Source organism: Propylenella binzhouense, from assembly GCF_009866965.1.
GTDB classification, from domain to species: Bacteria; Pseudomonadota; Alphaproteobacteria; order Rhizobiales; family Afifellaceae; genus Propylenella; species Propylenella binzhouense.
This window is the reverse complement of the sequence record NZ_SPKJ01000024.1, coordinates 1-22,035: the sequence shown is the minus strand read 5'-3', so window position 1 is coordinate 22,035 and position 22,035 is coordinate 1. Positions and strand designations below refer to the sequence as shown.

At 69.7% G+C, this 22,035-nt stretch carries 21 protein-coding genes, 1 tRNA gene and 1 riboswitch; of the genes, 12 read left to right on the top strand and 10 right to left on the bottom strand.

What is annotated here, in order from left to right:
* Positions 1-154 precede the first annotated feature (154 nt).
* A tRNA-Pro gene (locus E4O86_RS09365) sits at positions 155-231 on the bottom strand.
* A gap of 141 nt (positions 232-372) precedes the next feature.
* On the opposite strand from E4O86_RS09365, the gene E4O86_RS09360 reads away from it, so the two are divergent.
* The 5 genes from E4O86_RS09360 to E4O86_RS09340 all read left to right on the top strand — a co-directional run bounded on the left by E4O86_RS09360 (position 373) and on the right by E4O86_RS09340 (position 6,834).
* Positions 373-1,341 carry a magnesium transporter CorA family protein gene (locus E4O86_RS09360; RefSeq protein WP_161140269.1) on the top strand — a complete coding sequence of 323 codons (969 nt, stop codon included), beginning with the start codon at positions 373-375 and terminating at the stop codon, positions 1,339-1,341.
* A 114-nt stretch (positions 1,342-1,455) separates the two neighbouring features.
* Positions 1,456-2,907 (top strand): peroxidase family protein, encoded by a 1,452-nt coding sequence (locus tag E4O86_RS09355; RefSeq protein ID WP_205520805.1) that lies wholly within the window; start codon positions 1,456-1,458, stop codon positions 2,905-2,907.
* A gap of 304 nt (positions 2,908-3,211) precedes the next feature.
* Positions 3,212-4,816 (top strand): ABC transporter substrate-binding protein, encoded by a 1,605-nt coding sequence (locus E4O86_RS09350; protein WP_161140268.1) that lies wholly within the window; start codon positions 3,212-3,214, stop codon positions 4,814-4,816.
* An 89-nt stretch (positions 4,817-4,905) separates the two neighbouring features.
* Entirely contained in the window at positions 4,906-5,913 is a 1,008-nt protein-coding gene (locus E4O86_RS09345; RefSeq protein ID WP_161140267.1) for an ABC transporter permease subunit, read from the top strand.
* A 6-nt stretch (positions 5,914-5,919) separates the two neighbouring features.
* Positions 5,920-6,834: an ABC transporter permease subunit gene (locus E4O86_RS09340; protein WP_161140266.1), complete on the top strand. Its 915-nt coding sequence runs from the start codon at positions 5,920-5,922 to the stop codon at positions 6,832-6,834.
* Positions 6,835-6,837: 3 nt separating this feature from the next.
* On the opposite strand, the gene E4O86_RS09335 is transcribed toward E4O86_RS09340, so the two are convergent.
* Together E4O86_RS09335 and E4O86_RS09330 are read right to left on the bottom strand one after the other, a co-directional pair.
* Positions 6,838-7,230 (bottom strand): GtrA family protein, encoded by a 393-nt coding sequence (locus E4O86_RS09335; RefSeq protein WP_161140265.1) that lies wholly within the window; start codon positions 7,228-7,230, stop codon positions 6,838-6,840.
* Positions 7,227-8,264 carry a glycosyltransferase gene (locus E4O86_RS09330; protein ID WP_343039132.1) on the bottom strand — a complete coding sequence of 346 codons (1,038 nt, stop codon included), beginning with the start codon at positions 8,262-8,264 and terminating at the stop codon, positions 7,227-7,229. The genes E4O86_RS09335 and E4O86_RS09330 overlap by 4 nt, the downstream gene beginning before the upstream one ends.
* 68 nt (positions 8,265-8,332) lie before the next feature.
* Between E4O86_RS09330 and E4O86_RS09325 the strand changes: the two genes are divergently transcribed.
* Positions 8,333-9,307: an ABC transporter ATP-binding protein gene (locus E4O86_RS09325; RefSeq protein WP_161140264.1), complete on the top strand. Its 975-nt coding sequence runs from the start codon at positions 8,333-8,335 to the stop codon at positions 9,305-9,307.
* Positions 9,304-10,341 carry a dipeptide ABC transporter ATP-binding protein gene (locus E4O86_RS09320; RefSeq protein WP_161140263.1) on the top strand — a complete coding sequence of 346 codons (1,038 nt, stop codon included), beginning with the start codon at positions 9,304-9,306 and terminating at the stop codon, positions 10,339-10,341. The genes E4O86_RS09325 and E4O86_RS09320 overlap by 4 nt, the downstream gene beginning before the upstream one ends.
* On the opposite strand, the gene E4O86_RS09315 is transcribed toward E4O86_RS09320, so the two are convergent.
* Positions 10,331-10,921 carry a biotin transporter BioY gene (locus E4O86_RS09315; protein WP_161140262.1) on the bottom strand — a complete coding sequence of 197 codons (591 nt, stop codon included), beginning with the start codon at positions 10,919-10,921 and terminating at the stop codon, positions 10,331-10,333. The genes E4O86_RS09320 and E4O86_RS09315 overlap by 11 nt on opposite strands.
* An 80-nt stretch (positions 10,922-11,001) precedes the next feature.
* Between E4O86_RS09315 and E4O86_RS09310 the strand changes: the two genes are divergently transcribed.
* The gene (locus tag E4O86_RS09310) at positions 11,002-11,916 is read left to right on the top strand and encodes an MBL fold metallo-hydrolase (protein WP_161140261.1); all 915 of its coding nucleotides are present in this window, start codon (positions 11,002-11,004) and stop codon (positions 11,914-11,916) included.
* Between the two features lie 18 nt (positions 11,917-11,934).
* Here E4O86_RS09310 and E4O86_RS09305 read toward each other — a convergent pair whose 3' ends face one another.
* Positions 11,935-12,726 carry a DUF1499 domain-containing protein gene (locus E4O86_RS09305; protein ID WP_161140260.1) on the bottom strand — a complete coding sequence of 264 codons (792 nt, stop codon included), beginning with the start codon at positions 12,724-12,726 and terminating at the stop codon, positions 11,935-11,937.
* Between the two features lie 39 nt (positions 12,727-12,765).
* Positions 12,766-14,391: a long-chain-fatty-acid--CoA ligase gene (locus E4O86_RS09300; RefSeq protein WP_161140259.1), complete on the bottom strand. Its 1,626-nt coding sequence runs from the start codon at positions 14,389-14,391 to the stop codon at positions 12,766-12,768.
* Between the two features lie 212 nt (positions 14,392-14,603).
* On the opposite strand from E4O86_RS09300, the gene E4O86_RS09295 reads away from it, so the two are divergent.
* Both E4O86_RS09295 and E4O86_RS09290 read left to right on the top strand, forming a co-directional pair.
* Positions 14,604-14,963, top strand: coding sequence for a hypothetical protein (locus E4O86_RS09295; RefSeq protein WP_161140258.1), 360 nt, complete (start codon positions 14,604-14,606; stop codon positions 14,961-14,963).
* A 52-nt stretch (positions 14,964-15,015) separates the two neighbouring features.
* Positions 15,016-15,201, top strand: coding sequence for a hypothetical protein (locus E4O86_RS09290; RefSeq protein WP_161140257.1), 186 nt, complete (start codon positions 15,016-15,018; stop codon positions 15,199-15,201).
* A 4-nt stretch (positions 15,202-15,205) separates the two neighbouring features.
* Here E4O86_RS09290 and modC read toward each other — a convergent pair whose 3' ends face one another.
* Positions 15,206-16,309: a molybdenum ABC transporter ATP-binding protein gene (gene modC / locus E4O86_RS09285; protein WP_161140256.1), complete on the bottom strand. Its 1,104-nt coding sequence runs from the start codon at positions 16,307-16,309 to the stop codon at positions 15,206-15,208.
* A 105-nt stretch (positions 16,310-16,414) separates the two neighbouring features.
* Between modC and E4O86_RS09280 the strand changes: the two genes are divergently transcribed.
* Positions 16,415-17,356: a DUF72 domain-containing protein gene (locus tag E4O86_RS09280; protein WP_161140255.1), complete on the top strand. Its 942-nt coding sequence runs from the start codon at positions 16,415-16,417 to the stop codon at positions 17,354-17,356.
* Here E4O86_RS09280 and thiE read toward each other — a convergent pair.
* The 3 genes from thiE to E4O86_RS09265 all read right to left on the bottom strand — a co-directional run bounded on the left by thiE (position 17,348) and on the right by E4O86_RS09265 (position 19,842).
* Positions 17,348-18,001: a thiamine phosphate synthase gene (gene thiE / locus E4O86_RS09275; RefSeq protein ID WP_161140254.1), complete on the bottom strand. Its 654-nt coding sequence runs from the start codon at positions 17,999-18,001 to the stop codon at positions 17,348-17,350. The two genes, E4O86_RS09280 and thiE, sit on opposite strands and share 9 nt — an antisense overlap.
* Before the next feature lie 4 nt (positions 18,002-18,005).
* On the bottom strand, positions 18,006-18,797 hold the full coding sequence (gene thiM, locus E4O86_RS09270) for a hydroxyethylthiazole kinase (RefSeq protein ID WP_161140253.1): 792 nt from the start codon (positions 18,795-18,797) through the stop codon (positions 18,006-18,008).
* Positions 18,788-18,888: riboswitch (TPP riboswitch) on the bottom strand. It overlaps the preceding gene by 10 nt.
* A 483-nt stretch (positions 18,889-19,371) precedes the next feature.
* Positions 19,372-19,842 carry a YcgN family cysteine cluster protein gene (locus tag E4O86_RS09265; RefSeq protein ID WP_161140252.1) on the bottom strand — a complete coding sequence of 157 codons (471 nt, stop codon included), beginning with the start codon at positions 19,840-19,842 and terminating at the stop codon, positions 19,372-19,374.
* A 103-nt stretch (positions 19,843-19,945) separates the two neighbouring features.
* Here E4O86_RS09265 and E4O86_RS09260 point away from each other — a divergent pair.
* The coding region (locus E4O86_RS09260; protein ID WP_161140251.1) for a transglycosylase domain-containing protein at positions 19,946-22,035 on the top strand (2,090 nt) is incomplete at its 3' end.

Here is a 22,035-nt window from a genome sequence, read left to right as displayed (position 1 = left end):
GGATGACTGTTCCCGGTCGACGGATCGAAGTCGAAGGACAGGGCGGGACCGGACAGGCAGGAATGCGCATTCCTTGCGGAAGGATGCGCCGCGACGGCGCGAATTCGACTGTCCCTGGGGGGCCGTTCTCGGGAAACGGCCAAGGCGATCCGAATGGTCGGAGTGGCAGGATTTGAACCTGCGACCCCCTCGTCCCGAACGAGGTGCGCTACCAGGCTGCGCTACACTCCGCCAACCGGAGCGGTCATATAACGACAGTTCCGATGCCCTGCAAGCCTGCGCGGGAACGCCCGGGGCGCCCCCTGTGCCGGCCCGGAACGCGGCCTCTCCGGGCCACTCGACGGCGGCTTCCGTTTCGAGGAAAAGGGCCGGATGATCCGGCTCTACACCTGCGGACCCGATACCCTCGTTCCCTGCGAGGTCTCGCCGGAGACGATCCGGCGGGCGGTCTGGATCGACCTCCTCGCGCCGACGCAGCAGGACGAGGCCGTTCTCGAAGGCACGCTCGGGATCAATGTGCCGACGCCCGAGGAGATGGCCGAGATCGAGGTCTCCTCCCGGCTCTATCACGAGAACGACACGCTCTACATGACGGCGACCGTCCTCGCGGGCACGGAGACCTCCATGCCCGTCGGGACGCCGGTCACCTTCATCCTCTCGCCCGAGCGGCTCATCACCGTCCGCCACGCCGCGCCGAAGGCGTTCGAGATCTTCGCCGGAATGGCGGCCCGGCCGGGCGCGGGGCAGACGGGCGTGGAGACCGCCTTCGTCGGTCTCCTCGACGCGATCGTGAACCGCCTGGCCGACGTGCTGGAAGTCGTCGCCTCGGAGGTTGACGGCCTGTCGCGGACGATCTTCGAGCACACCAGCATCCGCGCGCAGGACCGGCCGGACTTCGAAGAGGTCCTGCGGCAGATCGGCCGCAAGGGCGATCTCACCTCGAAGGTGCGCGAGGCGCTGGTGAGCCTCGGCCGGCTGACCCATTTCGCCGCCGCCGCGACGGTCCCCCAGGTCACCGATTCGCTGCGGGCCCGTCTCGACACCGTCGCGCGGGACATCGCGCCGCTCTCCGATCACGCGACCTTCCTGGCGCAGAAGATCAACTTCCTGCTCGACGCCACGCTCGGCCTCCTCAACATCGAGCAGAACGCGATCATCAAGATCTTCTCCGTCGTGGCGGTGATCTTCCTGCCGCCGACGCTCATCGCGTCGATCTACGGCATGAACTTCGAGCTCATGCCGGAACTCGGCTGGCGGCTCGGCTATCCGTTCGCGCTCCTGCTCATGATCGCATCCGCCATCCTGCCCTATTGGTACTTCAAGCGCCGCCGCTGGCTCTGACATTCCGGGCCGCCCCGCCGCCACACGCGGCGCGTGCAATCGGACAGATCATTTATTTTTAGTTGCATTAGGCGTATCTTACCCGCCCTTGTTGCAGACGGGAGGGAGGGTACCTTGCGACACGGAATGGTCTTCACCCGCGGCATGAACCCGCCGCAATCGCGCTACTACAATTCGGGCCGGTTCGGGCGCCTGTTCCCGACCCTGCCGCCGCAGGGCGACTTCCAGGATCCGACCATGAAGGCGGCCCTCTCCGAGGTGGGCGAGAAGGGCGGCATCATGGACGGCGGGGGAGCCGCAAATCCCGACAACCCGGCGATGCCTTCGGGCATCACGTTTCTCGGCCAGTTCCTCGACCACGACATCACCTTCGATCCGACGTCGAGCCTGGAGCGCCAGCAGGATCCCGAGGCCATCACCAATTTCCGGACGCCCGCCTTCGAGCTCGACAGCGTCTACGGCTCGGGGCCGGGAGCGTCCCCGCACCTCTACGACCAGACCGTCGAGGACGGCCGCACCACGATGCTGGTCGAGGCGATCCCCGGCTCGGAGGCGGCGAGCAATGACGGGACGCCCCGCTTCGACGTGCCCCGCAACGGCCAGAACACGGCGATCCTCGGCGACCCCCGGAACGACGAGAACCTGATCATCTCGCAGCTCCACCTCGCCATCCTCAAGTTCCACAATGCGACGCTCGCCGCCGTGCCGGACACGATCCGCGGTTCCGACCGCCGCTTCGAGGAGGCGCAGCGGCTGGTGCGGTGGCACTATCAGTGGATCATCCTGCACGAATTCCTGCCGCTGATCGTCGGCGCGGGACCGGTCGAGGCGGTGCTCTCCCGCCCCTGCGAGGTGTTCGACTGGGACAACCTGCCCTTCATCCCGGCGGAATTCTCGGTCGCCACCTACCGTTTCGGCCACAGCCTGGTGCGGCCCGGCTACCGGGCGAATTTCGGACCGCCGGACGGCGGGCCGTTCGCGGCGCCGATCTTCAACGATCCCCTCCCGCCGGGAGAGAATCCCGCCGACCCGAACGATCTGCGCGGGGGCCGCCGCGCCGCCAGGCGCTTCGTCGACTGGCAGAGCTTCTTCGACTTCGGGGACGGCAATCTCGCCCACAGCAAGAAGATCGACACCGTGCTCTCCGGCGGGCTCTTCGACCTGCCGGGCATCCCGGCGGGCGAGCCGCAATCGCTCGCGCAGCGCAACCTGATGCGCGGGCTCGCCTTCGGGCTGCCGTCGGGGCAGGCGGTCGCCCGCTATCTCGGGCTCGATCCGCTGAGCGCGGCCGATCTCGCCGACATAGGCGCGGTCGACCCCCGGCTCGCCGAGGAGACGCCGCTCTGGTTCTACATCCTCCGCGAGGCGGCCGTGCAGACGGGCGGCGAGCGTCTCGGCGAGGTCGGCGGCCGGATCGTCGCGGAGGTCTTCGTCGGGCTGCTCCAAGGCGACCGCAGCTCCTATCTGCGCCAGCACCCGAAATGGCGGCCGGACGGCGGCGCGTTCCGGATGGCCGATCTGCTGACGATGGCCGGCGTCGTGGGCCCGGTGCCGCCGACGCCCTAGCCCGCGGCGGCCCCGGCCGGCGTCGTGGGTGGCCGTGCCGGCGGGCGGCCGGTCGTAGTCTCTGCGGCGAGGGGGAGAGAGACGCGGCGAAGGGGCGGGGTGGCGGCGGCCGTCCCGCCCCTTCGCCCCACTCGAAACACGGACGAAACACGGCTGAAACGCGGAAACCTTCCGGAAACGCGATAGCCGGCGCTTTGCCGCCACCTCCCATTGATTTCCCACCGGCTTCCGGCCTTAGTTTAGGGGCAGGAGAGCCGGCGGGGTGCCTGCTCTCGCTGAAATCCCGGACGGGAGGTGTCCCCCCATGACGTTCCAGCGAACGCTGAAATCCGCGCTTCTCGGCGCAAGCCTCGTCGCGCTCCTCGCCGGCGCAGCCTCGGCCAAGACGCTCGTCTACTGCTCCGAGGCGAGCCCGGAAGGCTTCGATCCTGCGCTCTATACTGCCGGCACGACCTTCGATGCCGCCTCGCGCACCGTCTACAACCGGCTCCTCGAGTTCAAGCACGGCTCGACCGAGCTCGAACCCGGCCTCGCCGAGAGCTACGATGTCTCCGACGACGGGCTCGAATACACCTTCCACCTGCGCCCGGGCGTGAAGTTCCAGACCACCGAGTTCTTCACGCCGAGCCGCGAGCTGAACGCCGACGACGTGATCTTCTCGTTCGAGCGGCAGCTGAAGGCCGACAATCCGTGGAACCAGTACGTGCCGGGCGCGAGCTGGGAATATTTCGCCGGCATGGGCTTCCCGGATCTCATCAAGTCGATCGAGAAGGTCGACGACATGACGGTGAAGTTCACGCTGACCCATCCGGAAGCGCCGTTCCTCGCCGATCTCGGCATGGACTTCGCCTCCATCATGTCGAAGGAATACGCCGACAAGCTCGCGGCGGACGGCAAGATGGAACAGCTCAACCAGGTGCCGCTCGGCACCGGGCCGTTCCAGTTCGTGGCCTATCAGCCTGACGCGGTGATCCGCTACAAGGCCAATGCCGATTACTGGGGCGGCAAGGAGAAGATCGACGATCTCGTCTTCGCGATCACGACCGATGCCGCCGTGCGCGCGCAGAAGCTGAAGGCGGGCGAGTGCCACATCATGCCCTACCCGAACGCGGCCGACGTCGAGGGGCTCAAGGCGGACCCGAACCTGCAGGTGATGGAGCAGGAGGGGCTGAACGTCGCCTATCTCGCCTACAACACCACGCAGGCGCCGTTCGACAACGTGGCCGTCCGCAAGGCGCTCAACATGGCGATCAACAAGCAGGCGATCGTCGACGCCGTGTTCCAGGGCGCGGCCACCGTCGCCAAGAACCCGATCCCGCCGACCATGTGGTCCTACAACGACGCCGTGCAGGACGATGCCTACGATCCGAAAGCGGCCAAGAAGATGCTGCAGGATGCCGGCGTCCAGAACCTCTCGATGAAGGTATGGGCGATGCCGGTCGCCCGGCCCTACATGCTGAACGCGCGGCGCGCGGCCGAGCTGATCCAGGCCGATTTCGCCGAGGTCGGGGTCAAGGCCGAGATCGTGACCTACGAATGGGCGGAATATCTCGACCGCTCCAAGGCGAAGGACCGCGACGGCGCCGTCATGCTCGGCTGGACCGGCGACAACGGCGACCCGGACAACTTCCTCGACACGCTCCTCGGCTGCGACGCGGTCGGCGGCAACAACCGCGCGCAATGGTGCAACGAGGAATTCGACGACCTCGTCTCGAAGGCGAAGGCGACCGCCGACCAGGCCGAGCGCACGAAGCTCTACGAGGAGGCGCAGGTCGTCTTCAAGCGCGAGGCGCCGTGGGCGACCATCGACCACTCCCTCGTCTTCATGCCCATGAGCAAGAAGGTCAGCGGCTTCGTCCAGGATCCGCTCGGCTACCACCGCTTCGACGGCGTCGACATCTCCGAGTGAGCGGTCGGGAGGGGAGCGGGACCGCACCCCCGCCCCCTCCCCGGCGGCCGGCGGCTTGATCCGCCGGCCGTTCCGTTCGAAACATTCTCATGCTCCGGTTCCTGCTCGGAAGAGTCCTGGTCCTCGTCCCGACCTTCATCGGGGTCTCGGTCATCGCGTTCTCGTTCATCCGGCTGCTTCCGGGCGATCCGGTGATGCTGATGTCCGGCGAGCGGGTGATGTCGCCGGAACGCCATGCCCAGATCATGCACGCGCTCGGCTACGACCGGCCGCTCGTCGTGCAGTATCTCGATTATCTCGGCGGCATTCTGACGGGCGATCTCGGCCAGTCGATCGTGACCAAGCGGCCCGTTCTGCAGGAGTTCTTCACCCTCTTTCCGGCGACGCTGGAGCTGTCGATCTGCGCCATCCTGATCGCCGTGCTGGTCGGCATTCCCGCCGGCGTGATCGCCGGCGTGAAGCGGGGATCCTGGTTCGACCAGATCGTCATGGGCATCGCCCTCGTCGGCTATTCGATGCCGATCTTCTGGTGGGGCCTGCTCCTCATCATCCTGTTCTCGGGCGTGCTCGGCTGGACCCCCGTCTCGGGCCGGATCTCGCTTCTCTACTACTTCCCGCAGGTGACGGGATTCATGCTGATCGACTCGCTCATCTCCGGACAGGCGGGCGCCTTCCGGTCGGCCCTGAGCCACCTCGTCCTGCCGGCGATCGTGCTCGCGACGATCCCGCTCGCCGTGATCGCCCGCCAGACCCGCTCCGCCATGCTCGAAGTGCTCGGGGAGGACTATGTCCGCACCGCGCGCGCCAAGGGCCTCTCGCCGTTCCGGGTCGTCTCCGTCCACGCTTTGCGGAACGCGCTCATCCCCGTGATCACGACGATCGGCCTGCAGACAGGCGTGCTCCTCGCCGGCGCCATCCTGACCGAGTCCATCTTTTCGTGGCCCGGCATCGGAAAGTGGATGGTCGATTCCGTGTTCCGGCGCGACTATCCGGTGATCCAGGGAGGGCTCCTGGTGATCGCGGGGATCATCATGCTCGTCAACCTAACGGTCGATCTGCTCTACGGGCTGATCAACCCCCGCATCCGGCATCTCTGAGGGCGCATGGCGGACGTCGCGGCAGACAACGCGGTCGTCGAATCCGAGCGGCGCGCCCGCCGCGCAATGCTTGCGGAATTCTGGCACTACTTCTCGGAGAACCGCGGCGCTCTCATCGGCCTCGCCGTCATCTGCCTCCTCGTGCTGGCGGCGCTCGCCGCCCCGCTCATCGCGCCGCACGGGCCGAACGACCAGTTCCGCGACGCGATCCTGCTGCCGCCGGCCTGGACGGATGCCGGACGCGCCGCCTTCCCGCTCGGCACCGACCCGGTCGGCCGGGACATTCTCTCCCGCCTGGTCTACGGCGCCCGCTTCTCGCTCTTCATCGGCGTCGTCGTGGTCGTGATCGCGCTCACCGGCGGCATCCTGATCGGTCTCGTCGCGGGCTTCTTCCGCGGCTGGGTGGACACCGTGATCATGCGGATCATGGACGTGATCCTGGCGTTCCCCTCTCTGCTCCTCGCCCTCGTGCTCGTCGCCGTGCTCGGCCCCGGCCTCCTCAATGCCATGATCGCCATCGCGCTCGTCCTCCAGCCGCATTTCGTCCGGCTCACGCGCGCCGCGGTGATGACGGAGATCGGGAAGGACTACGTGGTATCGGCCCGGGTGGCGGGCGCCGGACCGATCCGGCTGATGCTGAAGACGATCCTGCCGAACTGTCTCGCGCCGCTCATCGTGCAGGCGACGCTTTCCTTCTCGAACGCCATCCTCGACGCGGCCGCGCTCGGCTTCCTCGGCATGGGGGCGCAGCCGCCGACGCCGGAATGGGGCACGATGCTCGCCGAAGCGCGCGAGTTCATCCTGCGCGCCTGGTGGGTGGTGACCTTCCCCGGCCTCGCCATCCTGATCACGGTGCTCGCGATCAACCTCGTCGGCGACGGGCTGCGCGACGCGCTCGACCCGAAGCTCAAGCGGAGCTGAGGGCTACCGGAAGACGATCCGCCGCGCTGCGAGGAAGTTGACGGCGAGCCCGGCGAGCGAGCCGGCGGCAACGGCGAGGCCGGGCGGCGCCGCGAGGCTCGCCACCAGGACGGCGTAGACGGCGTAGTTGACGGCGCCGCCGGCGCTGCAGGCCGCCACGAAGGAGACCCACTCGACCGCGATCGGCCGCCCGGACGGATCGAACGTGTAGGCGCGGTTGAGCGCCCAGGTGAACGTCACCGCCGCCAGGAACGAGACCGCGCGCCCGGAATAGGGATCGAGCCCGAGCGACAGGCAGAGCTGGAGCACCGCGACGTCGACGAGGAAGCCGCCGGTCCCGACCACCGAGAAGCGCAGAAGCCGGTGGAACTCCGTCCTGCATCCGGCTCCGCTCATGACGGCGCGCGGGCCCCCGGGGCGGGGATCGAGAGATAGCGCATCCGCTTGGCCTCGCGCCGCCCGCGGGTGACGGTGGCGACGATGAGCCCCGCAAAGAGGCAGAGGAACCCGAGAAGCATCGTCCCGGTGGCGAGGATCGCGGTCGGAAGGCGCGGGACGAGGCCGGTGGCGAGATAGGTGACGGCGAGCGGCGCGGCCAATCCGACGGAGAGCGCCGCAAGCAGCAGGAAGAGCACGAGGAAGAAGGAGAGCGGCCGCTCGGCGCGCACCAGCCGCAGGATCGTGTAGGTGATCCGGAAGCCGTCCCGGATCGTGTTGAGCTTGCTCGGGGAATCCTGCGGCCGCTCGCGATAGGAGACCGGCAGCTCGGCGACCCCCATGTCGAGCTCGAGGGCGTGGATCGTGAGCTCGGTCTCGATCTCGAACCCGCGGGAGAGGCCCGGGAAGCTCTTCACGTAGCGGCGCGAGAACACCTTGTAGCCGGAGAGCATGTCCTGGAAGCGCTTGCCGAAGATCGCCCGCACCATGCCGGTGAGCGCCCGGTTTCCGAACTGGTGCCCGAGCCTGTAGGCCTCGCCCGTCAGCGCCGCGCGGCGCCCGTTCACCAGATCGAGGCGCTCCGACACCAGCGCCTGCACCATCGACGGCCCGTCGGCGGCGTCATAGGTGCCGTCGCCGTCGACGAGGAGATAGATGTCCGCCTCGATGTCGGCGAACATCCTGCGGACGACGTTGCCCTTGCCCTGGAGCCGCTCGCGCCTGACGATCGCACCGGCACGGGCGGCGAGGATGGCCGTACCGTCGCTCGAATTGTTGTCGTAGACATAGATCGCCGCGTCGGGGAACGCTCCCCGGAAGTCCTCGACCACGCCTGCGATCGACGCGGCCTCGTTGAAGCACGGGATCAGAACCGCGATCCCGGGCGTCCGGGAGCCGGATGCCCGCCCCGCGGGAACCGGGGCCGGTTCCGGTCCGCCCGCCCCCTCCCGGGCCGAGCGCAACCTATCGTTCGATTCCATGCCCAGGGCCACGCGGTTCATCCGGCAAGAGACCTGCCTATTGCCTATACTGGTCCGGCCGGGCCATGCATAGGACAGCCATGCCGCTGCTAGAGATCCGCAACCTTACCGTCACTTTCGCCACCGCCGCCGGGCCCTTCAAGGCGGTCGACGGCATCGACCTCGCCGTCGATCCGAGCGAGGTGGTGGCGATCGTCGGCGAATCGGGCTCCGGAAAGTCGGTCGCGATGCTGGCGGCGATGGGTCTCCTGCCGAAGACGGCGAATGTGACCGCCGACCGGCTCGCCTTCGGCGGCCACGATCTCAGATCGATGTCGGGGCGCGAGCGGCGCCGGGTGATCGGCAAGGACATCACGATGATCTTCCAGGAGCCGATCGCCAGCCTCAATCCGTGCTTCACCGTCGGCTTCCAGATCGGAGAGGCGCTGAAGACGCATCTCGGCCTCGACCGGGCTGAGCGCCGGCAGCGGAGCGTGGAGCTCCTGCGCGAGGTGGGCCTGCCCGACCCGGAGAAGCGGCTCGCCGCCTTCCCGCACCAGCTTTCCGGCGGCATGAGCCAGCGCGTCATGATCGCCATGGCGATCGCCTGCCGCCCGAAGCTCCTCATCGCCGACGAGCCGACGACGGCGCTCGACGTCACCATCCAGGCGCAGATCCTGGACCTGCTGGTGCGCCTGCAGGCGGAGACCGGGATGGCCCTCGTGCTCATCACGCATGACATGGGCGTCGTCGCCGGCACGGCGCACCGCGTCGTCGTCCAATATGCCGGCCAGCAGGTCGAGCGGCAGCAGGTGCGCGGCCTCTTCCACGCGCCGCATCATCCCTACACCGTGGCGCTCCTCGACGCGCTGCCAGACCGCGCCACCGGCGACCGGCTGCCGGCGATCCCGGGCGTCGTTCCCGGCCAGGGCGACCGGCCCGAGGCATGCCTCTTCAACCCGCGCTGCGCCTTCGCGACCGACCTCTGCCGCACGGTGGATCCGCCCCGCCAGCCGCCGGCCCTCGGCGAGGCGCTCTGCCACTATCCGCGCAACACGGAGAGAGCCGCCGCATGACCGCCCTTCTCGAGGCCGAGAACGTCACGCGCGTCTACGGCGTCAGCCGCGGCGCCTTCCGCCCGCCCGCCGAGGTGCACGCCGTCGCCGGCGCGAGCTTCGCGCTCGAAGAGGGCAGGACGCTCGCGATCGTCGGGGAATCGGGTTGCGGGAAGTCGACGCTCGCGCGCCTCATCACGATGATCGAGCCGCCGTCCGGCGGAACGCTCAGGATCGCGGGAAAGGACCTCGCGCATGCCGGCCGGTCCGACCTCCGCGACCTGCGGCGGACCGTCCAGATCGTGTTCCAGAATCCCTACGGGTCGCTCAATCCGCGCCAGAAGATCGGGACGATCCTCGAGGAGCCGCTCGTCATCAACACGCGGCTTCCGGCCGGCGAGCGCCGGCAGCGCGCGCTCGACATGCTGCGCCGCGTCGGGCTCCGCCCGGAGCATTACGGCCGGTATCCGCACATGTTCTCCGGCGGGCAGCGCCAGCGCATCGCGATCGCCCGCGCGCTGATGCTCCGGCCGCGGATCGTCGTGCTCGACGAGCCGGTCTCCGCGCTCGACGTCTCGATCCAGGCGCAGATCCTGAACCTTCTCGCCGACCTGCAGGACGAGCTCGGCCTGACCTACGTCTTCATCAGCCACGATCTCTCGGTGGTGCGGTTCGTCGCCGACGAGGTGCTCGTCATGTATCTCGGCCGGCCGGCGGAGATCGCGCCGGTGGAGGCGATCTTCGAGGCCCCGCAGCATCCCTATACGCGGGCCCTGCTCTCGGCGACGCCGGTCGCCGATCCGGACCAGCAGCGCGAGCAGATCAAGCTCGAGGGCGAACTCCCCTCACCGTTCGATCCGCCGAGCGGCTGCCCCTTCCACCCGCGCTGCCCCTATGCGCGCCAAATCTGCATCGACGTCCGTCCCGACCTCGTCGATGTCGTGGTCGACGAGCGCTACCCGATGCCGACCAAGGTGACCTGCCACGGGATCGTGGAGGGCTGGATCGAGGGCGCCGGCCGTCCGGTCGACGCCCTCGGATCTGTCAGCGCCTGACGAGCCTTCCCGCCGCCGAGGCGAGCCCCGCCGCGAGCGCGATCTTGACGAGGTCGCCGAGCACGAACGGATAGAGGCCGAGCTGCAGGACCGGCTTGTCCCAGCCGATCAGGGTGCCGAGCCACGCGAGGCCGCAGGCAAAGAGCACCACCTCGCCGACGAGCATGGCTCCGAACAGGCGGATCGGGTCGCGCGCGGCGAGGCGCTCGGCGAGGAAGCCGACCACCGCCGCCTGGAACACCATGCCGAGGAGATAGCCGCCGGTCGGGCCCATCATGTAGAGGAGGCCGATGCCCTTCTCCGGCGAACCGGTGAAGACCGGCATTCCGAGCGCGCCCTCGAGCAGGTAGGCGACCACCGTCGCCGTACCGAGCCGCCAGCCATAGACCGCCGCAAGGAGGGCGACCGCGCCGGTCTGCAGCGTCATCGGCACCGGCCAGAACGGAACGCTGATCTTGGCGGACGCCCAGAGGATCAGGGTTCCGAAAAACACCAGCCCGATCTGGGCTGCGAGGCGAGCGGAACCCTCCTCGGGCACCACCCGCTCGATCATGGTTGCGCTCGACGCGACTGCTTTCATCAGCGATCTCCCTTCCGTGAGTGGGCCGCAGCCTATACATGGCCCGGAAGGAGCCGCAAGCGCCGAGGAGCGCCATCGCGATGACGCTCGAGTTCAGCAGGGACTTCGATCCCGCCTACGGGAGGCTCGTCGAGATCGCGCCCGGCATCCGGCGGATGACGGTGGCGAACCCGAGCGCCTTCACGTTCGCCGGCACCAACACCTACGTGGTCGGCGAAGGCCGCGTCGCGGTAATCGATCCCGGACCCGCCGATCCCGGCCATCTCCACGCGCTGCGCGCCGCGCTGTCCGGCGAGACCATCACCCGGATCCTCGTGACGCACACGCATCGCGACCATTCGCCGAACGCCGCCGCGCTCGCCGCGGAGACGGGAGCCGCCAGCTACGGCGCGGGGCCGCACAGGCCGGCGCCGGGCGCCCATCCGGTCGGGGGATCGGGCCGGCTCGACGCCGCCGGCGACACGGCCTTCGTCCCGACCCGCCCGGTCGGCGACGGCGAGATCATCGAAGGCGAAGGGTTCCGGCTGCAGGCGGTGGCAACGCCCGGCCACGCCGACAACCATCTCGCCTTCGCGCTTCTCGGAACCGACATCCTCTTCTCCGGCGACCATGTCATGGGCTGGGCGACCACCGTCGTCGCGCCCCCGGACGGGTCGATGCGCGACTACATGGCCTCGCTCGACGTCCTCCTCGCCCGCCCCGAGAGCCGCTACCTTCCCGGCCATGGCGGCGCGGTCGGCAACGCCCACAGCCATCTCCGCGGCCTCAAGGCGCACCGCCGCATGCGCGAGCGGGCGATCCTCGACCGCCTCGCCAAGGGCGACGAGACGGTTCCGGAGATCGTCGCTGCGATCTACCGGGACGTCGATCCGCGGCTCCACGGCGCCGCCGGCCTGTCGACGCTCGCCCACCTGCAGGACCTCGTCGCGCGCGGGCTCGTCGCCTGCGGCGCGGCGCCCGACCTCGCCGCCCGATACGCGCTCGCGCCGGGCTGAGCGCACTCGGTCGCGCACTCAGTCGGACGGCGCGGGACTTTCGGGGTCGGCGGGCTCGATCTGGCCCGCGAGAGCCGTGTCGAGATCCGCCAGGAAGGCGCGGATGCGACGGGCGTTCTGGCCGAGATCGTCGTCGCCGATCCGGGATCGGGAACGCATGTCGACGCGCGTCCCCTCGGCAGTGGACTCCACCCGGATCGCGACGTCGTCGAGGAACGCGAAGATCGGGGTGCGGGCGATCGCCTCGAGCGTGCCCGGCGCCCCGTCCTGGTCGGGCGGGACGCTGGCGACGATCTCCCAGTTCCGGTCTTCGACGAGATCCCCCACCGCCCGGAAGACCCGGTCGACATCGACCCCGTAGAGCCGGGCCGTCAGGCCGGGATAGCCGGCGTTCTGCTCGTCCGCATAGGCGGCCATGTCGTCGCTCGGCAGCGAATCGGGGGTCGCCGTGAACTGCGGCGGGTCGGACCAGTCGGTCGAGATGTCCCCGAGCGCCGGGTAGACGGCGGTCGCATAGAGGGAAAGGCCGAGAAGGGCGAGCGCCGGCATGGCGTAGACGATGCCGGCGATCGCATGCCCGACGCCCTCCGCACCCGACACCCAGATGTCCGCGATCGCATAGACGCCCGCTGCAAACGCGGCCGTCGCGAGCACGAAGCCCAGGACGATCACGATGATCAGTTCGTCAGAGCCGACCACGCCGAGCCTGTGGCCGAGCGCGCCGAGGGCGAGGACGGGCAGCGCGACCGCACCCAGTCGACGCGACAGGACAGCCGCGCGCGACCGGCGGGCGTCGACGAGCACTCCCATTCACCACCTCCGAGGCCGAACGGGAGATTTGGAGGAGCGTCAGGCCGTTGGCAACCGGTAGTCCCTGAAGGCCGCGCGAAGGGCGCTCTTCTGGATCTTTCCGGTCGCAGTGTGCGGAATCTCCTCCACGAACACGACGTCGTCCGGAACCCACCAGCCGGCGACCTGCGGCCGGATGAAGTCGAGCAGCGAATCGCGCGTCGGCTGCGCCTCCTTCCTGGCGACGACCACCAGGAGCGGCCGCTCGTCCCATTTCGGGTGGGGCACGCCGATGACGGCCGCCTCCGCCACGTCGGGATGGCCGACCGCGAGATTTTCCAGCTCGATGGTGGAGATCCACTCGCCGCCGGACTTGATCACGTCCTTCGCCCTGTCCGTGATCTGCATGAAGCCGTTGGCGTCGACATGCGCGACGTCGCCGGTGTCGAAGAAGCCCTCGGGATCCAGGATCTGTTCGTCCTCGGCCTTGAAATAGGCCCGGGCCACGGCCGGCCCGCGGACCTTGAGGCGGCCGAAGGTCCTGCCGTCCCAGGGAAGCGGCCGTCCCTCGTCGTCGGTGATCTTCATCTCCACGCCGAAGGGCGGCCGCCCCTGCTTGACCTGGATGTCGAGCCGCTCCTCCGCCGACAGCCCCTCGTGCTCCGGGAGCAGCGAGCAGAGCGTCCCGAGCGGGCTCATCTCCGTCATGCCCCAGGCATGGACGACCTCGACGCCGTAGCGCTCCTGGAAGCGCTCAGTCATCGAGCGCGGGCAGGCGGAGCCGCCGATCACCACGCGCCGGAGATGGGGCAGCCCGCGGCCGGTCTCTTCGAGATGTCGCAGGAGCATCAGCCAGACGGTCGGCACCGCGGCCGTGAACGTGACCCGCTCGGCATCGAGGAGCTCGTAGAGCGAGGCGCCGTCCATCTTCGGGCCGGGCATGACCATCGCCGCGCCCGACATCGGCCCGGTGAAGGCCAGCGACCAGGCGTTGGCGTGGAACATCGGGACGACCGGCATGACGCGGTCGCCGCTCTTCACGCCCAGCATGTCCGGCGCGTTGCAGGTGAGCGCATGGAGGACGTTCGAGCGGTGCGAATAGACGACGCCCTTCGGGTGGCCGGTCGTCCCCGACGTGTAACAGAGGCCGGCGGCCGCATTCTCCTCGAGCGCGCGCCAGGCGAAGTCGGAATCGGCTTCCGCAAGCCATTCCTCGTAGGGCACGGCATCGAGCGCGGTCTCGGGCATATGGGCGGCGTCGGTCAGGACCACGAAGCGCTCGACGCTCCGCAGCCGGTCCCGCAGCTTCTCGAGGAGCGGCACGAAGGTGAGGTCGGCCATCACGATCCGGTCCTCCGCATCGTTCACGATCCAGGCGATCTGCTCCTCGAAGAGGCGCGGGTTGACGGTGTGATAGAGCGCGCCGATGCCGAGCAGGCCGTACCAGACCTCCATGTGCCGCCAGGTGTTCCAGGCAAGCGTCGCGACGCGGTCGCCGGCGCGGATCCCGCCGGCGTCGAGCCGCTTCGCACAGGCGAGCGCGCGTTCCCGCAGCCGCGCGTAGTTGGTTCTGTGGATCGGTCCCTCGACCGAGCGGGAGACGATCTCCCGCCCGGAATGGTAGATCGCCGCATGGTCGATCAGCCTGTGGCAGAGCAGCGGCCAATCCTGCATCAAACCCCGCATTGCGCGCCTCCCGGGTGCCGTCCGGCGTCGCCGCGCCGGCGGTTCTTGTGGTTGTGGCCATTTCAAGCCGTTCCGCGGCGGCGCGCAAGCGGAGCAGCGGGTCAGAGAAAAACCGGAATCGGATCGAACTGTCGCCCCATGGGGCACGTTATATGCCCGTCATGGAATTGCCGGGCGGCGAGCCCCCGGCACAGCGGAGAGCGGAGTGGTCCATGGCGACACTGGAGTTGGAGATGGCGCTCGAGATCGCGGACACCGAGGGCCGCGCCTGGACGGAGGCGGTTCGATACGCGGCGGAGGCGGCCGGAGGCGAACTCGTCTTCGTGCTGCCGGACCCGGCCGAGGACGGCAGCGACCGATCGGAATGCGCCATCGTGCGGCTCCGTGAAGACGACGAGACGAAGCTCGTCTCGATCCGCGAGACCGACGACGGCTTCGAATTCCGCGACGAGGCGGCGATCGACCCGAGTCTCAGGGATTTCGCCCGATCGTCGATCGAGGTCCTCGAGCGGCTGCGCTCCGACCTCGACTTCGTCGCCTTACCGGAAGCGGACGAGCGGGCGGCGGCCTGACGTCGCCGCTTGCGCGCTTCGTGCAAGAGGAGCGCCTTCGGGCGACGGCACCATGATTGCGAAGGAAGAGAAGGCGGCGCAGGGCGGCGAAGGCCCCGCTAGGCGGCGCGGGCGCGGGACGGCCGACGATCCGTCCCGCAAGTGGAGCGGCATCGGCATTCCCGCCGTGGCGGCGGCCGTCCTTCCGCCGCGGAGCCGCCCCGAACCGGAGCGGCCGGCCGAGGACCGGGAGAACTGAGGGCCTAGCTCTCGGGCGGGGCGACGCCGAGGTCGCGGCGGCCGACCGCGACCGACTTCATCACCGCGAAGACGGGACGGCCGGGCGCCAGATCGAGAAGCCGGAGGGAGCGGCGCGTGATGCGGGCGAGGAGACGCTCGCCCGAGCAGTCGACGGCCACCTCGACCGCCGGCCCTTCGGCCTCGGCGATGCCGGAAATCACGCCGGTGAGGATGTTGAGCGTGCTGATGTGGCTCGGCCGCTCCGTCGCCAGTATCACGTCGCGGGCGCGGATGTGGACCCGCACGGAACTTCCCACGGGAGCATCGAAGCGCGCCACCAGCAGATCGCCGCCCCGGACCTGCAGCCGGGTCAGCTGCTCCGCCTCGTCATGGCCGAGGACGCGGCCGACGAGCACGCTGCCGGCCTCGTAGCGGCCGACGAGCGGAAAGAGATCCGGCCGGCCGAGGATCTCGGTCGCCGGCCCGTAGGCCTGCACCGCCCCGTCCGAGACGATCGCGATCGTGTTGGCGAGGCGGACGACCTCGGGGATCGAGTGGCTCACATAGACGATCGGGAGCCCGATCTCGTCGCGGAGGCGCTCGATGAAAGGCAGGATCTCGCCCTTCCGGCCCTCGTCGATGGCGGCGAGCGGCTCGTCCATCAGCAGGATGCGCGGGCGCGACAGCAGGGCACGGCCGATCGCCACGCGCTGGCGCTCGCCGCCGGAAAGCCCGGCCGGGCGGCGCTCGAGAAGGGCGCCGAGGCCGAGCAGGTCGACGACCCGGTCGACCTGCTGGTCCGGCCCGGAACGGCGGCCGAACCAGCGCCCGAACAGCAGGTTTCCGCGGACGGTGAGGTGGGGAAAGAGGCGCGCGTCCTGGAAGACGTAGCCGACCTCGCGCCGGTGCGGCGGCACGAAGATGCCGCGCGCGGTATCGACGAGCACCCTCCCGTCGAGCACGATGCGGCCGCGGCCGACCCGCATCAGGCCTGCGATCGCCTTGACGATGCTTGTCTTTCCCGCGCCCGAGCGGCCGAAGAGGGCCGTCAGCCCGCCCTCGCTCGTGAAGGCCGAACAGAGGCGGAAGCCGCCGAGCTGCTGGTCGATGTCCACGGTGAGCGTCATACCGAGCCTAGATGCCGGCGCGGAACGCGCCTTGCAAGAGCGTCGTTCGCCTGGCCCGCGGCCGTCGCCCTCGGCCAGGCGGAGCGCCGATTGGGAGGATGCGGAATGGCTACCGGACCGGCGGCCGGAAGACGGCACGGGAACGGCGCCGGCAATGTCAGGATCGGCATCTCGGGCTGGACCTATCCGCCCTGGCGGGGCGTGTTCTATCCGGCCGGCCTCCCGCAGAAGGAGGAGCTCGCCTTTGCCGGCCGGACCTTCGGGTCGATCGAGATCAACGGCACCTTCTATCGCCTGCAGACGCCGGACTGCTTCGCCCGGTGGGCGGCCGCGACGCCGGAGGACTTCGTCTTCTCGGTGAAGGGGCCCCGCTTCATCACGCATGCCAAGCGCCTGCGCGACGCGGAGGCGCCGCTCGCGAACTTCCTCGCCTCGGGGCTCCTGCGGCTCGGCCCGAAGCTCGGGCCGCTGCTCTGGCAGCTGCCGCCCGATTTCCGCTTCGACCCCCTGCGCCTCGAGGCCTTCCTGCAGCTCCTGCCGCGCGACACCGACGCGGCGCGCGCGCTCGCAACGCACCACGACCATCGCGTCGCCGGGCGGACCTGGCTCGAGCCAGCACCGCGGCGGCCACTCCGCCACGCGCTCGAAATCCGCAACACGGAATTCGCCTGCGAGGAATTCGTCGCGCTCCTGCGCAGCCACGGCGTCGCGCTCGTCGTATCGGACGCTGTCGGCTGGCCCCGGCTCTTCGACGTCACCGCCGATTTCGTCTATTGCCGCCTGCACGGCTCCGAGGTGCTCTATGCGAGCGGCTACGACGACGCCGCGCTCGATCTCTGGGCGGAGCGGGCCGTGCGCTGGGCACGCGGCGGCGAGCCGGCCGCGAACGAGCGCGCGAGCGGGCGGCCCGCCCCGGCTCTGCCGCGCCGGGACGTCTACATCTATTTCGACAATGACGCGAAGGTGCGCGCGCCGTTCGACGCGAAAGGGCTTGCCGAACGGGTCGGCCGGCTTCTCGGGCGGCAGGGGCAGCGGCACTCAGGCTGAAGCGCCGCCGTCCCTCCCGTGGCCGAACCGCGCGACGAGCCGCCGGGCGGCCGCTTCGGGATCGGGCGCGCCGCAGATCGCGGAGATGACGGCGAGCCCGTCCGCGCCGGCCGCCCGCATGGCGGCCGCGTTCTCCGCGCTCATCCCGCCGATGGCGATGACGGGGATTTCGAGCACCGTCCGCGCCTCAGCGAAGCCGGAGATCCCGAGCGGGACCGCATGGTCCGGCTTGCTGCCGGTCGCGAAGACCGGGCCGAGCCCGACATAGTCGATGCCGGCGGGATCGAGCGCGGCCGCCTGGGCAAGCGTCTCGATCGAGAGCCCGAGGATCGCGTCCGGCCCGAGGCGCCGCCGCGCCTCGACGGCCGGCATGTCGGCCTGGCCGACATGGACGCCGTCCGCGCCCGCCTCGGCGACGAGCTCCGGCCGGTCGTTGAGGATGAGCGGCACTCCGGCCGGCGCCGTCACCGCCCGCAGGCGCGCGGCGAGCGCGCGGATGTCGGCTTCGGGCGCATGCTTCCAGCGGAGCTGCACCAGCGTGACGCCGCCGCGGATCGCCGCCGCGGCGACCTCGCACGGGTCGCGGCGGCCGACATCGGCCGGCCCGAGGACGAGGCAGAGCGTCGGATCGAACGGCCGCGCCACGGCGTCAGTCGATCCGGATGCGCCGCGCGAGCGTCTCGCGGTCGAAGGCGTAGAGCGCGTCGAGGAGATGCATCTGGAGCGAGCCGGGGCCGGCCGCCCGCTCGGCCGCGACCTCTCCGGCGATCCCGATCACGACCAGGGCATGGAAGCAGGCTTCGAACGGATCCCGCACCGCGGCCAGGAAGGCGCCGATGAGCGCCGTCGCCGTGCAGCCGAGGCCCGTCACGCGCGCCATCATCGGATGGCCGTTATGGATCGCGCGCCGGAGGTCGCCGAAGATCACGTAGTCGGTCCTGCCGGTCACGGCGACGACACTTCCGGTTGCATCCGTCAGCTTCGCCGCAGCCTCGATGCTCGCCTCGGTCCGGACCGTCGAATCGACGCCCTTCGTGGCCGCGCCCGAGGCGCCGGCGAGCGCGAGGATCTCCGAGGCGTTGCCCCTGACGGCGGCCGGATGGAAGGCCGCGAGCCCGGCCGCAGCCCCGTTCCGGTAGGCGGTCGCGCCGACCCCGACCGGATCGAGCACCCAGGGCGTCCCGACCGCCGCCGCCTTGCGCGCCGCGAGCCGCATCGCCGCCACCCAAGGCGGGGAGAGCGTGCCGATATTGACGACGAGCGCGCCGGTCACGGCGACGAGATCCTCCACCTCCTCCGTGGAATGCGCCATGATCGGCGACGCGCCGACGGCGAGGAGCGCATTGGCGGTGCTGTTCATCACCACGTAGTTCGTGATGTTGAGCACCAGCGGCGCCTTGGCGCGGACCTCGCGGAGCGAATTCCAGATGTCGTCGATCAACGCGGCGTTCCTTTCGCTGGCATTACCCAGATCAAGTCGACGGGTCTCATCTCAGCCCGCCCAGATCGGACGAGCACCCCGGGCCTGCGCACAAACTAGCGAGCGCCTAGCGGCTGTCAACTTGAAGCTGTGAATCCGCTTTTGACGCACCCCGCCGGCCGCCGCTGCGCCGGCGCGTTCTCCCGGCAGGCCACCGCGCCCTCAGGCGAGATGCGGCGCGCTGCCGCTCTCTTTTTCGGGGCCCCGCCGCTCGTCCCGTTCCGGCCCCTGCCGCTTGTTCTGTTCCGGCCCCTGCCGCTTGTTCTGTCGTCCTGCCCGGGCTCGACCCGGGCATCCAGCGGCGTCCGCTCCGCCTCGCCGCTCTCTGGATCGCCGGATCAGGTCCGGCGATGACGACGGAGGGGTGGCGCGGCCGGATGAACCCGTCAAGTCCGGCGATGACGACAGGGGAGAGGCGCGGCCGGATGAACCCCGCCAGGTCCGGCGATGACGACGGAGGGGTGGCGGTGACGATGAAGAAGGCGACGCCGGATCAAGTTCCGGCGATGACGACGGAGAGGAAGGCGAGGCGGCGCTAGGCGCGGCGCGGGGCCTTCGGCCGCCGGCCCGGCCAGCGCACGATCCGCGTCTCGAGTGCCTCCTCCGGGACGGCCTCCTCGCTCACGGTCCGCCCGCGCACCGAGATGCCCGCCTCATGCACCGTCTCCGGGTCGCCGGAGACGAGCGGGTGCCACCAATAGAGGTCGCGGCCCTCCTTCACCAGCCGGTAGCCGCAGGTCGGCGGCAGCCAGGTGATGGTGCGCACCTCCTCGGGCGTGAGCTGGATGCAGTCCGGGATCTCCGCCTGCCGCGTCTCGTAGCTCTTGCAGCGGCAGGTCGTCCCGTCGAGAAGCCGGCAGGCGACATCCGTCCAGGCGATCTCGCCGGTGTCCCAGTCCTCCAGCTTGTTGAGGCAGCAGCGGCCGCACCCGTCGCAGAGCGATTCCCATTCCCCCGCGGTCATGGATTCGAGCGGCTTGCTGCGCCAGAACGGCTCGTCATCCATCAAGCCACGGCCCTTCGAGATCGCGCGGGTACCTTGCTTTCGACACCGCATTGCACCAATTGCTATAGATTGAGGGCGGCGCCCCGCTGTGCAAGGCTCCGAGATGCGTAATCCGTTCCGGAAGCTGGCGAGCCGAGAGGTCTGGTTCCGGCTGCTCGCCATCGATTCCTGGATCGACTCGACCCTGTTCGAGGCGGGCCAGGGCGCGGGCGATTATTACGAGCGCTTCGTCGCCTCGATGCGCCGGTTCCGCTTCACGGGCTTTCCCCGCGTGCTCGCGGAGGTCGCCTCCGAATCCGTCACGCTCGGCACCGCCGGCGCGCTCGTCCTCCTCGCCTTCGCGCTGCCCGCCTTCGATTCGATCCGCTCCGACTGGCTCGCGCGGGACGATTACGCCGTCACCTTTCTCGACCGCTACGGCAACGAGATCGGCCGGCGCGGCGTGCTCCAGGACGATCTCGTCTCGCTCGACGAGCTGCCGGACCACCTGATCGAGGCGGTGCTGGCGACCGAGGACCGGCGCTTCTTCACCCATTTCGGCATCGATTTCGTCGGGACCTTCCGCGCCATCATCGAGAACGCCAAGGCCGGCGGCGTGGTGCAGGGCGGCTCCTCCATCACCCAGCAGCTCGCCAAGAACCTGTTCCTCTCCAACGAGCGCACGCTCCAGCGCAAGATCAAGGAGGCATATCTCGCGCTCTGGCTGGAGGCGAACCTCACCAAGCGGGAGATCCTCAAGCTCTATCTCGACCGCGCCTATATGGGCGGCGGCACGTTCGGCGTGACGGCGGCCGCCCAGTTCTATTTCGGCAAGGAGGTGCAGGATCTCGATCTCGCCGAATCGGCGATGATCGCCGGCCTCTTCAAGGCACCGACCAAGTTCGCCCCGCACATCAACCTGCCGGCGGCGCGCGCGCGGGCGAACGACGTCCTCACCAATCTCGTCGATGCCGGCTACATGGCCGAGGGCCAGGTCGTCAGCGCGCGACGCAATCCCGCGACGCCGGTCGAGCGCGCCCAGGTGGCAAGTCCCGACTATTTCCTCGACTGGGCATTCGAGGAGGCGAAGCGCCTCGCGCCCGGCCCCGACAAGGTGCTCGTCGCGCGCACCAGCATAGACATGAGGATGCAGCGCGCCGCAGAAGCGGCCGTGGAATCCTCCCTGCGCGAGCGCGGCGACGCGCTCCGCGTGAAGCAGGCCGCGCTCGTGGCGATGGATGTCGACGGCGCCGTGCGCGCCATGGTGGGCGGGCGCGACTACGGCACCTCGACCTTCAACCGCGCCACCAACGCGCTCCGGCAGCCGGGCTCCTCGTTCAAGCCCTTCGTCTATGCGACCGCGATGGAGAACGGCTGGACCCCGGACAGCGTCATCGTCGACGCGCCGATCTCGATCGGCAACTGGTCGCCCCAGAATTACGGCCGCCGCTATGCCGGCCGGGTGACGCTCCGGCAGGCGCTCGCCCGCTCCATCAACACCGTGCCGGTCCGGCTCTCCACCACGTTCGGCCGGCAGCCCGTCGCCGACATGGCGGCGCGGCTCGGCATCGCCTCCCCGGTCCGGGTGACGCGCTCGCTGCCGCTCGGCACGTCCGAGGTGACGGTGCTCGACATGGCGACCGCCTATTCCGCCTTCGCGAATGGCGGCTACCGGGTCCAGCCGCACGGGATCCTCGAGATCACCACGCCCGCCGGCGACGTCGTCTACGACGCGGCGAAGGAGCCGAAGCCGAAGAAGGTGCTCGACGACAAGGTCGAGCTGGAGATGGTGGACATGCTGCACACGGTCGTGCAGGCGGGCACCGGCCGCCGCGCGCGGCTGCAGGGCATCAATGCGGCCGGAAAGACCGGCACCACCCAGGGTTATCGCGACGCCTGGTTCATCGGCTTCACCGGCAATTATTCCTGCGCCGTCTGGTTCGGCAATGACGACTTCTCGCCGACCAAGGAGCTGACGGGCGGCTCGCTCCCGGCCGAGACCTGGCACAAGTTCATGCGGGTGGCGCACGCTTACGCCGACATCGCGCCGCTGCCGGGGCTGGCGCCGCCGACCGAGCCGCGCGAGGAGCAGGCGATCGCGAGCGGCGGGTCGGGCGACGGCATGCGCGATCTCGCCGCGACGCGGCTCGCGCCGGCGACCGTCGACACGCTCGACCGTCTCGGCGGGGCGTTCAAGCAGGCGGGAGCCGCCGC